Annotated in this window: 7 protein-coding genes; 1 reads left to right on the forward strand and 6 read right to left on the reverse strand. The window is 65.3% G+C overall.

What is annotated here, in order from left to right; translation table 11 throughout:
- Positions 1-65: 65 nt before the first annotated feature.
- The 6 genes from KGA66_RS26220 to KGA66_RS26245 all read right to left on the reverse strand — a co-directional run bounded on the left by KGA66_RS26220 (position 66) and on the right by KGA66_RS26245 (position 7,993).
- Positions 66-305: a helix-turn-helix domain-containing protein gene (locus tag KGA66_RS26220; RefSeq protein WP_211471757.1), complete on the reverse strand. Its 240-nt coding sequence runs from the start codon at positions 303-305 to the stop codon at positions 66-68.
- Positions 306-1,106: 801 nt separating this feature from the next.
- On the reverse strand, positions 1,107-1,574 hold the full coding sequence (locus tag KGA66_RS26225; protein WP_211471759.1) for a DNA phosphorothioation-associated protein 4: 468 nt from the start codon (positions 1,572-1,574) through the stop codon (positions 1,107-1,109).
- Entirely contained in the window at positions 1,571-3,631 is a 2,061-nt protein-coding gene (locus KGA66_RS26230; RefSeq protein WP_211471761.1) for an AAA family ATPase, read from the reverse strand. The genes KGA66_RS26225 and KGA66_RS26230 overlap by 4 nt, the downstream gene beginning before the upstream one ends.
- Positions 3,628-3,792: a hypothetical protein gene (locus KGA66_RS26235; RefSeq protein ID WP_211471764.1), complete on the reverse strand. Its 165-nt coding sequence runs from the start codon at positions 3,790-3,792 to the stop codon at positions 3,628-3,630. The genes KGA66_RS26230 and KGA66_RS26235 overlap by 4 nt, the downstream gene beginning before the upstream one ends.
- Before the next feature lie 29 nt (positions 3,793-3,821).
- Entirely contained in the window at positions 3,822-5,963 is a 2,142-nt protein-coding gene (locus KGA66_RS26240) for a DEAD/DEAH box helicase family protein (RefSeq protein ID WP_211471766.1), read from the reverse strand.
- Positions 5,960-7,993 carry a sigma factor-like helix-turn-helix DNA-binding protein gene (locus tag KGA66_RS26245; RefSeq protein WP_211471768.1) on the reverse strand — a complete coding sequence of 678 codons (2,034 nt, stop codon included), beginning with the start codon at positions 7,991-7,993 and terminating at the stop codon, positions 5,960-5,962. Before KGA66_RS26245 ends, KGA66_RS26240 begins: the two co-directional genes overlap by 4 nt.
- 693 nt (positions 7,994-8,686) lie before the next feature.
- On the opposite strand from KGA66_RS26245, the gene KGA66_RS26250 reads away from it, so the two are divergent.
- On the forward strand, positions 8,687-9,118 hold the full coding sequence (locus tag KGA66_RS26250; protein ID WP_211471770.1) for a DUF2797 domain-containing protein: 432 nt from the start codon (positions 8,687-8,689) through the stop codon (positions 9,116-9,118).
- Positions 9,119-9,780: the final 662 nt, after the last annotated feature.

Consider the following 9,780-nt stretch of genomic DNA (forward strand, 5'->3'; position numbering starts at 1 on the left):
AACCCGTCTGGTGGAGGTTCTTCACCGGTGTGGTGAAGAACCTCCACGGGCCGCGGGCGGGACGCTCACGCCGCAGTGGTCTGCGGCGCGGCGACGGCGGGCGCATCGATGCCCAGCAGGGCGAGCAGTGGCGCGGTGGGCACCCGGTAGCTGCCGCCGACGCGCAGCACCGGGACGGGGAAGCGGCCGTGGCGGGCCAGCTGATACGCGGTGGTGCGCCCGATCCCGAGCAGGCGGCCGGCGGTGACGATGTCCAGGGTCGGCGGCAGGGACTCGGGGCGAACAGGGGCTGTGGGAGCGGTCATCGGTGGTGCCTTTCGCGGGGGTGGGTGCGCTCGGCCTGCAGGGTGCGCAGCCGGGGCGCGGGTCCGCCGTATTCGGGCGTTCACCTATAAACGGGATGATCAAGGCCGGATGTAACAAGATCCGGGGTGTGGCCCATGCCACACGAATCCACCTATTGCTGTAACAGCCCGGCGGGTGAACGGTGGCGCTCGGGTCCGCTGCGCCGACACGGCAGCCCCTGGACGGGCTGCTACGCGATGGTACAGAGCGGCGGTGCGGGGCGAATGCGCGCGTCGCGGCAGGCCACGGCCGCAGATTGCCGCCTCATGTCGGCAGGCGCCGACTGCGAGCAAGTCATGGACGACGCGGCAACATCTGGCGTGGACCGGGTTGAACTGGCACATTCGGCCAAGATCGTGGCGGTGAAGCTCGTGTCAGGTCGCGTCACATCGTGCGGACGGAACAGTCTCGGTCGACATGCAGCGGCAGCGGCCAGTGCAGATCGGGACGATCCGAACCTTCGACCCGCTGATTAAGAGTCAGCTCCCTGACAATCCGGCTGGTGTCTGGCCATTCGGCCCGATGTTGATCTGTCCCAATTTGTCCATATTTTGGCCCAGCCTCCTACTGTTCTATGCGGCTGCGTAATGGCGCGTCTAGCTGCATCCGTGACCGCGCCGTGCCCGCGCGGCGCCGTCAGGCGCTGTGGGCCGGCAACAGCGCTCAACCGCCCCAAGAGCCTGCAATACTGGCCATCCTCGGTGGCTTCCTGCCGAGACCCTCGGCCCTTCTGGATCAGTAAGTGCAGTCACTCCGCATATTTACCAGTTGACTCCACTGAGGAGTTCATCGACCGAAACTGCTTCGGCACCGCCGTCGTGTTCGAATGCCTCGGTGGTGAGTGCGATGACGACCACATCTGCTGGTTGGTGCCGCACGTTGATCTGTTCCTGGAGGTACTCGAGGCCGCCGTTGACGTATTCCTCGAAGATCCGGATCCGTTCGGCGAGCCGCGTGTGGTCCATGATCTCCGGATCGCGTGGGGGCTCGTTGGCGGCGATCATGTTGACGAGGGCGTCCGCGAAGGCGGGCTCCCGGAGGGTCTCGTACCGGATCGGCTCGCTGGCCGAGGTGAGGGGCACGCGCCGTCCGATGTGTGATCCGAGTGCGGCGGCGAACAGCAAGACGTCGCGAAAGGTCGGGAAGAGAGCGTCGGTGCGCAGTTCGGCGAGCAGTCCTTCGTGCTGTTGCGGGCGTCGCACGCGAGGGTCCCCGCTGGGCGCGGTCACTTGATCACCTTCAGTTCGGCGTGGTTCGAGTCGGCGTGCGCGCGGATGTACGGGTGGGCGGCACCGTTCAATTCGATATCGTCCGAGGTGTCCGCACTGCCCGTCGTATGTGTCACGATGACCCCTAGGTGGCTGACGTAGGGACCGAGTTCCTCGACCACCTGACCCAGGCCCTGGCTCTTGGAGACCAGGACGACGAGCTGGGGCGCCATCTGCGCCAGCGCGCGCGAGACTTCGCGCTGGTAGTTGGTGTCGAGAGAGCCAAACGCGGCGTCCATCACGATCGGATAGGTGCCGGCGTCGTCCGGCGCGTCGCCTTCGGCGCGGCGTTCGGTGCGGAGCTCACGGGCGAGCTGGGAGACGGCGGCGACGAACGATAAGCTCAGGATCTGGTTTTCTCCGGTGGACTTGGCCACGGACATCTCGAAGCCGTCGATGTCCTGGTAGAGCGCGAGTTCGAAGTCCTCCGACAGACGCGGCTCGTACGGCTTTATGACGATCTTACCGAAGGTGTCCTTGAGCTTGCGGTCGAGCTTGTCGCGCATGTTCGCGGAACGGATCGCGAGGATCTCTTCGAGCGCGCGCTTGACCGATTGAACCAGATCGGAGCGCTCGCGGGCCTTGGCGGCCAGCTCGTCGGTAACCTCGGCTCTGCTGCGTTCCGCGGTCTTTTTCTCAATCTGTTTGCGGATTTCATCGAGTCCCGCGCGGATCGCCCCGATGCGTTCTTGCTTCCTGCTGATCCGGTTGTCGAGGTCCTTGCGTTTGGTTTCGAGCTCTTGGACGCCTTCCAGCCGGATTTCTTTGAGCTGTCCGTCGAGCTCGGACATGTGTTCTTCGAGCCGGTTCACCTGATCTCGTTCGGCTGTTACACGCCTGACCGCTGCCTCGAGTGCGTCGCGTAGCTGTTGGCGTGCCCCCAGAAGCGGGTCGATCTGTCCGCGCAGCTGTTGCCAGGCGGATTCAACCTCCTGCAGTCCGGCGCGCTGCCGCCAGTCCTCGACCTGGTGGCGTGCCTCGGTGTGCTCGGTCAGCGCATTGCCGCAGATGCAGGTGCCGTCGGCGAGCAGCTGCTCGACAAACTCTCGTTTGAGCGGCGCGGGCAGTGCGCCGCGCTGGTAGAGGTCCGCAGCCATCTCCGCGGTGTTCTGGGCAAGCTTCTGGGTGAAGGCGATGAAGCCGCTGGTCGCCACGAGGGTGGCGCGCTCGCGGATCGCTACTTGGTGTCGTGCGCGCGCATCGGTGAGGTCCGTTGCCGTGCGGTCGCGTTCGCGCTGGATCGGGGCAACGCTCGCGTTCTGGCGCAGCAGTTCCAAGACGCTGTCGCGTTCCTCGGTGAGCGTGGCCAGGTCGCCTTCAAGGACCTTGAGCTCCTCTCGTTCTGAGCTCTGGCGCTCGTCGAGCTCGTCGATCGCGGTTTGGATCTGATTGGCTTTCTCGCCGCCGTGTTTCCTGAGATCGGCGGTCAGTTTGCGGTCGACCCTGGGCAGGTGGTCGATGGCTCGCTCCACGTGCTCCAAGCCGAGCAGTGCCTTGATGTCTTGCTGGACCTCGGTGTAGGAGCCCTTGCGAACCAGTTTCTCGATGCGCTCGCCGTTGAAGAAGAAGAAGCGGCTCAGGCCCTTGGGCAGGATGCTGAAGATGCGCTCCTGGGGCGCGTTGTCCGATTCGGAGGAGCCATCGGGCTTGGTTTGCCACAGTTCGATGTCAGCGGACGGCGCGCTCTGCTCGTCCGAATCTTTGATCAGTCTCGCCCGGCGCCGGGCTCGGTAGTTGTGCCCCTCGTGGTCGAAGGTGAGCTCGACCGCGACCTCGACGGAATCGCCGGTGGGCAGCGCCCGCCAGACGCTGTCGGTGACCATGCGTTCTTGTTCTTCGACGTCCTCGGACATGGTGCCGTACAGTGCCCAGGTGAACGCGTTGAGCAAGGTTGTCTTGCCTGCACCGTTGGCTCCGAAGATCAGGCACACGGGTTTGATTGCGTCTGTGTGCAGGTCGAAGGTCTGCTCGCCGGCGAATTGCCGAAAGTTGGTCAGCGTGATCGACTGGAGCCTCATGGCAGGACCTTCTTCACTTCGGCGAGCAGGTCATCGGTGAGATCGGCCGCGCTGATGTGTAGTCGCGCCCGTTCGATCTCCAGGACGCGTTTGAGCAGCGTGCGCTCCTTCTCGTCCAGCGACTGGAGGACGTCCTGCTCGGTGCGCTTGGCAGTGGACATAGAAGCTCTTTCGGCTGGTCGGACGTGATCTACAGATGCATCAGGTGGTATTTCTCTTTGAGTGGGCGCAGCGCGGCCAAGGTCGTTTCGTAGTTGTCCGCGAGCCTTCCGAACTCGTTGGCCCGCTCCAGCTCCCGGGTTAACAGTGCGCGCTCGATCTCGAAGTTGAGCGGCGTGCCGTCTTGCGGCACGGCGATGTAGTCGACGATCTGCGCGAAGTCCTTGCCGGGCGCCCGCCGCAGGATCCGGCCTCGGCGCTGGATAAACTGGCGGGGATTGCTGCTGCTGGCCAACAGGTAGCCGACCCGGGCATCGGGGATGTCGACGCCTTCGTCCAGGCAGCGCATCGCGACCAGTACCCGCAGATCGTCTCCGCTGCTGAACCGCCGTAGCAGGGCACGCCGCTGCGCGCGGGGGGTGTCCGAGACGTAGGAGTGCGCTGATAGTCCAAGGCGGTTGCCGATCAGATCCATCACCTGGGATACCTGACTGGGTCCCGCAGGCTCGCCCGTCTCGACCGGGCGGGTTCCCTCGGCGCAGTAGACGAGCTGGAACCAGGTGTCTCGGAAGGTCTCCAGATCCGCGTGCAGGCGCGGCAGCTTGCCCTCGGCGTGCCCGAGGATCGCTGCGCGCCGGCGCAGCAAGTGCCCGATCGGCGAGTCGCTCTCGGTGTCGTTCAGGCTCAGGCCGCGCGAGAGGCACTGGGCGATCTGCTTGGTCAGGTTGACATACAGTTCGTTCTCGGTATCGGTGAGTTCGACCAGCCGTGGCAGGTAGCGGTACCGGCACAGCGCACCCATCTCAATGGCCTGGCCGAGTCCCAGTTCATAGACCACCGGGCCGAAGTAGTCAGATAGCGCCGCGGTGCCTTCATCGTCGAACCAGCGTTCCGGCGTCGCTGACAGGGCCATGCGGTAGGTGGCGTTGGCGGGCAATGCTTGACGGTAGGCCGAGGAGCCCAGGTTATGGGCCTCGTCCGCGATGACGAGCAGTGGCCGGCGGATGCGCGCGAGAACGGCCTGGAACCGCTCGCCGGCAAACGAGTCGTTCGTGGCCACCATTGCCACCACGGGCCGCTGGCCGAGAGCCGCCGCGGCCAACTGCTCCTCGACGGCCCGCATCCAGCGGTCGCTAGACTCGTAGACGGCGACCGGCCGCACACCGAACGACTCGACCTCCGCGACCCATTGATCAACCAGGTGTTGGAACGGTGCCACGATCAGCAGGACCAGGGGCTGCTCGCGTTGGCTGAGCACCTGCGCGAGTTGGCATGCGGCGAACATCGCTGTCTTGGTCTTTCCGGTGCCGGTCGCCATCTTCAGGATGCCGCGTCCGCGCTGGCCAAGCCACGCCTCGATGGCGGCCCGCTGGTATCCGCGTACGGCTAGCCCATGCGGGATGCCCAGTCTGCCTGGACCTTCTGTGACATCGACGATCGGCCCGAACGCATCATCGCGTGCGTGGACCTGGGCTTTCGGATGCTGCTCGGCCAGCGCCAGGAGCCGGTCGCGGGCGACCTCGGGAAAACCCACCACACGAAGGTTGGCTGTCTTATCTGACCACAGGTTGTCGAAGTCCTTCTCGATGCGCAGAGCCCGTGTGCCGTCGCCGGGCAGCCAGCCGAGATAGACCTCCACGGACTCGAAGTTGGCCGCCAGTCCGCCGAGTGTCTCGTTCGCGCTGCCGGTGAAGGCGATCAGGTCGCCGACGGCGTCGCGGAAGATTCCGATCTTCTCGTGGTAGATCCCGATCCGTCCGCGCTGCTCGACGAACGCCAGCTTGATCTCCAGACGCCCTTCGGCGATGAGGCGCCCGACGAGACCGAGCCCGTCGAGGAGTGCTTCGCGCTCTTCGGCGTCGAGCTCACGCAGCAGGGCGCGCGCGATGATCCGACGTACGTCATACCCGCGGTCGATGTCGGCGATGTCATCGGCGTTCAGGCAGGGTGAGGCGATCAGTTGCATGGCGCCCCCGCGATCCGCGAACTCCCGGATCCCGCGGGCGAACAGCGCCAGGCTGGTGGAGGTGAAGTAACCCACCGCACGCTTGTAGGTGCTGGCAGCGGCCAGTGCCGGGACGTAGAAGCCTTGCACGACGTCTTCACGATCGCTGCGATAGCGCGACGCGATTTCCAGCGTGCGCAGACCCTTGAGTGAGGGGACAGGGCTCACAAGAGCCTCAGGATCTCGTCGATGTCGGCGACGCTGGGTTCGGATTGGCGCGCACCGCTAACGTGCTCAAGTCGATCCTTGGCCAGCGTGAGTAGGTCTGCGATGTCTTCATCCCCGCGTTCTCGGTAGCCGCCGATGATGCTGACAGCGGGCGAGTTCTCGGGCAGCAAGATAGCGCGTGCGAGTGCCACGTGTGGTGCCTTGAGTCCTTCGGCACTAGTGATTCCGGCCAGAGCGAGGGCCTGCTCAAGCGGATCTGTGCCCCGCGCGACGACGTGCTCGATGTGGAACGAGCCGTCGTCGCGCAAAGCCAGCATCGCCTCGCTGCCGATTTCGAAGTCCTGCGCGATGAGGAATCGCCGGATCGTGCCGAACGTCGGCTGCGGTCCCACCCAGCTGACGCTCTGCGGCCCGAGATCCGAATTCAGGTGTCGGGTCTCGCCGTGTTGCATGCCCAACAGTGAGGCGATTGCCACCGGCGCGACCGACCCGCTGCCACGCAGATGCTCCTTGGTCACCGTGATCCGGTACGACCACTGCGAATCATGCCGGAAGAGCCGACGGGTGCGCTCGGGGCTCTTGCGCACGTACCGATCCGTGATGGCCAGGCGTACGACGCCGGCCTTGGTTTCGAACGGTGCCGCGTTCGCGTAGGCCACAACGCTACTGGCTGTCACGCTGTACCTGCCGGTGATCCGCTCGATCAGATCCTCTAGCGCCACCTGTCCGGCGCCGCGTGCGATCTCCTCGCGCAGCAGCGCCCGTACGCCGCCGTAGGTTTGCAGTCCCCACTCGGCCAGTGCCCACCGGTCCCGGTCGACCCGTTCGAACCGCTCATCCGCCGCCATCGCGTTCTTGAGCGAACCTAGGGTGCGCTCGACGCCGAGCCGGTCGAGAATCTCCTGAGAAGCCATCGGTGAACCGGCGATTGATAATATGGCCGCGGCGCGATCCCCCACGGAGTGGGTCTTGACCAGCACGTGCTCGCCGTCGAGAGTATATCCGCAGTACAGCAGCCAGCTGCGCAGCGCCCGACGGCCTGCCGCGTCCGACTGATGCGCGTTGAGCGCTCCGATATCCTCAAGGCGCACGACGCCGTAGTGATCGGCCAGCTCCTGGAGCCGGGTCAATGTCGCGCTCTGCGCTCCCGCGATTGTCGGAGATGCGCACCAGTCGTCCTCGATCTCGTAGCAGTCATCGAGACGGTCAAGGATACGCCATGCTGGCTGGGCGACCGGCTTCACGGTGTGACCGAGGGCGGGCAGAAACTCCAAGAGATCCGTGAGCGGCAGCACCAGCCCGACGAGGTCACGGACGGTTGAACCGACCAGTTCGAGCGTGTCGCCACGTCCAAGCGAGTCGACCATTGCTGAGCGCGCCTTCGCCTCGATCTGCCGGACCCGCTCGCGGGTCACATCCAGCGTTCTGCTCAGTTCGTCAAGTGTCTGCGGCCGGTCGGCGAACAAGCGGCGAGCCAGGATGAGCTGGGCACGCGGATCGAGTTCGCATATGCGGTTCTGCAACAGAGAGGCTACGTCGAGATCGTATTGTGCGGGGTCCAGCACGTCCGTGGAGTTGATTGCCTCGAGCCGCTGCCGGGCCTTGATGACGTCCGACGGCGCGCCAGGCAGGAGCCCAATCCCTAGCAGAGGCCGCTCAGGGACACCGAGCGCGGCGTGCCAGCTCGCCAGCAGGCTCATGTCCTCGACGACGCTGTGGCCCCACCATGTCTGCTGCTTGTCCCCAATGCTCGTGCCCGTGTCGGGCGCGAGCGGGTTCGGCTGAGACGGCGGCATAGTCTCGGTGTTAGCCGAGGCGTCGGCGAGTGCGCGCAGGATCAAGTCCACGGTGCCGACGCCGATATTCGGCAGACCGAGCAGTTCGCCTAGCTCCATCGGGAGGACGTCACTCACCAGTGAGTAGCCCATGCGGGCGAATGCATTGCGCGCACGGGTGTTCACGCTCAGGGCGGTTAACGGGAGTTGGGGTGGAATGCATGGGAAAATCTGGCCGATGGTCCAGCGGGTCAAGCGCTCAAGTGCCAGATCAGATAGAAACGCAAGTCGCTCTGCCCGCTCTAAGGGGCCTGAGAACTCGACGGGATCCAGCCACCACGCGTCCTCGTCGGATCCTATCGAATCGCGGCTTGATGCCGCAGTTTCGAGCCAGGGAAACGCGTCCAGCCAACGCGCCGACCCGCCACTACCAGTCACGAGGCTATCTGTCACTGAGATTCCACTCCCTACCGTGACCGCGCGGTCCTCAACACCGGCAAGATCGTTTTGGAGTTGCTGTACTACGAGCACCTCACGCAGAACCTTGCCCCGGGATAGTCTTCACCCTGCGAGCCTTAGCTGTGACGCCTTCTAACACTTTCGCAGCTGGGCCAAGGCCATAAAACCGCATCCCGTCTTGCCGCCCGACGGCGACGGGCGCTGTGCTGGCGGCCCAAGAGCGATGAGGCGCATGTGCGTTGCCGCGTACTTGCTGCTCCAGAAGACGTACATGGCCACTAATGCTGCCCATTCGCTGTGGCTAGTGTTCGCATTTCCGCTGGCAGGCTGCGAGTCGGGAGTGATGGGCGACGGATTGACCCAGCGTCCGCATGCGCCTGTCGATCTCCAGATGCCCAGACTGGCGCTCGCGCTCGGCATGCCACGAGGACCACGGACTGGATCTACACGCTGATTGCCGAAGCCTCGCCCCCCCAGAGGAGCCCGCGGATGATCGCTGACATGCTGTTCCTTGGCATCGACTGGGCAGACCCCGACCAGCCCCAGGTACGCATGGCACCTGCCGACGGTGGCGCCTCCATCCTTTCGCGCTGGGACGAAGCCCTGCAATACCGATCGGCCGCGCCTACAAGCCGGTATTGTTGCGGGTACTTCGACCTATCCACTCAACCCCCCGCCCACGTCACTTGCCAGCGGCGCAGGCTGATTCCCCGCGGCTCCCAATGCACCGCGTGCCGCGTCGCAGAGGGATTCTCGTCCGCGCACCGCGCCCATCTTGCTGCCGCACTGCCGCCGCACGTGCGCGTCTACCTCGACCAGCCCCACTGGCTCTACCTCGCTATCTTCGCCGACGGATCATGCAAGGTCGGCACCGCTGCAGAATCCCGCTATAAATCGCGTCTGGCCGAACAGGGAGCGTAGGCCGCGCTGTTCATCGCGCGGGCGGCGGACGGCATCGCCGTGCGCCGCGCGGAAACTGACGTCGCCGAGCACCTTCACCTGCGCCAGGGTGTGCCTGTGGCCTGGAAGCTGCGCGCGCTACTCCGCTCCGTAGACGGCGCCGCTCTTGGCGCTCAACTCCACGCCCTCGCGGACACGGTTACTGCTTACCTGATCGAATACTCCGCTGCAGACCCGGCCATCGTGGTCCCGAGGGAACCCACGCGGTGGCGGCGCCCGGCGTGCGCCACTGCGTTGTTCGAAAAGGCCCCGCTCACCGCGTATCCGCGTGATCTCACTCGCGGGGTACACCGCCTCTTTCCCGTGGCCTTGAGCGGTTCGATCGCGGCATTCGCCACGAGTCCTCTAGACGATGACGATCCCCCGGTATATGTAGCCGACCTCGCGGCGCTCAGAGGGCACCTTGTCGAGATTGACACCGATGTTCCAGGCAGTACGACCGGGCATGAGACCCCGGCGTGAGCCCCGAGCGTCGGCTACCGCGGTCCGAGTTCTCGCGGGCCCAGCCGCGCGCCGCGGTCCCCGGGCTGAACACTGCCGAGGACCCACAGCAACCAATGTTGTCGGCTGAAAGCTGACTCCTGATACTGAGGCGGCGGGGCGCGGCACCGATGGTGCCGCGC

It is taken from the genome of Actinocrinis puniceicyclus (assembly GCF_018283645.1).
Lineage (GTDB): Bacteria > Actinomycetota > Actinomycetes > Streptomycetales > Catenulisporaceae > Actinocrinis > Actinocrinis puniceicyclus.

Coding starts and splice junctions, on each gene's coding strand:
- KGA66_RS26230 (WP_211471761.1), bottom strand. CDS start 3,631: ATGAGGCTCCAGTCGATCACGCTGACCAACTTTCGGCAATTCGCCGGC.
- KGA66_RS26250 (WP_211471770.1), top strand. CDS start 8,687: ATGATCGCTGACATGCTGTTCCTTGGCATCGACTGGGCAGACCCCGAC.
- KGA66_RS26220 (WP_211471757.1), bottom strand. CDS start 305: ATGACCGCTCCCACAGCCCCTGTTCGCCCCGAGTCCCTGCCGCCGACC.
- KGA66_RS26235 (WP_211471764.1), bottom strand. CDS start 3,792: ATGTCCACTGCCAAGCGCACCGAGCAGGACGTCCTCCAGTCGCTGGAC.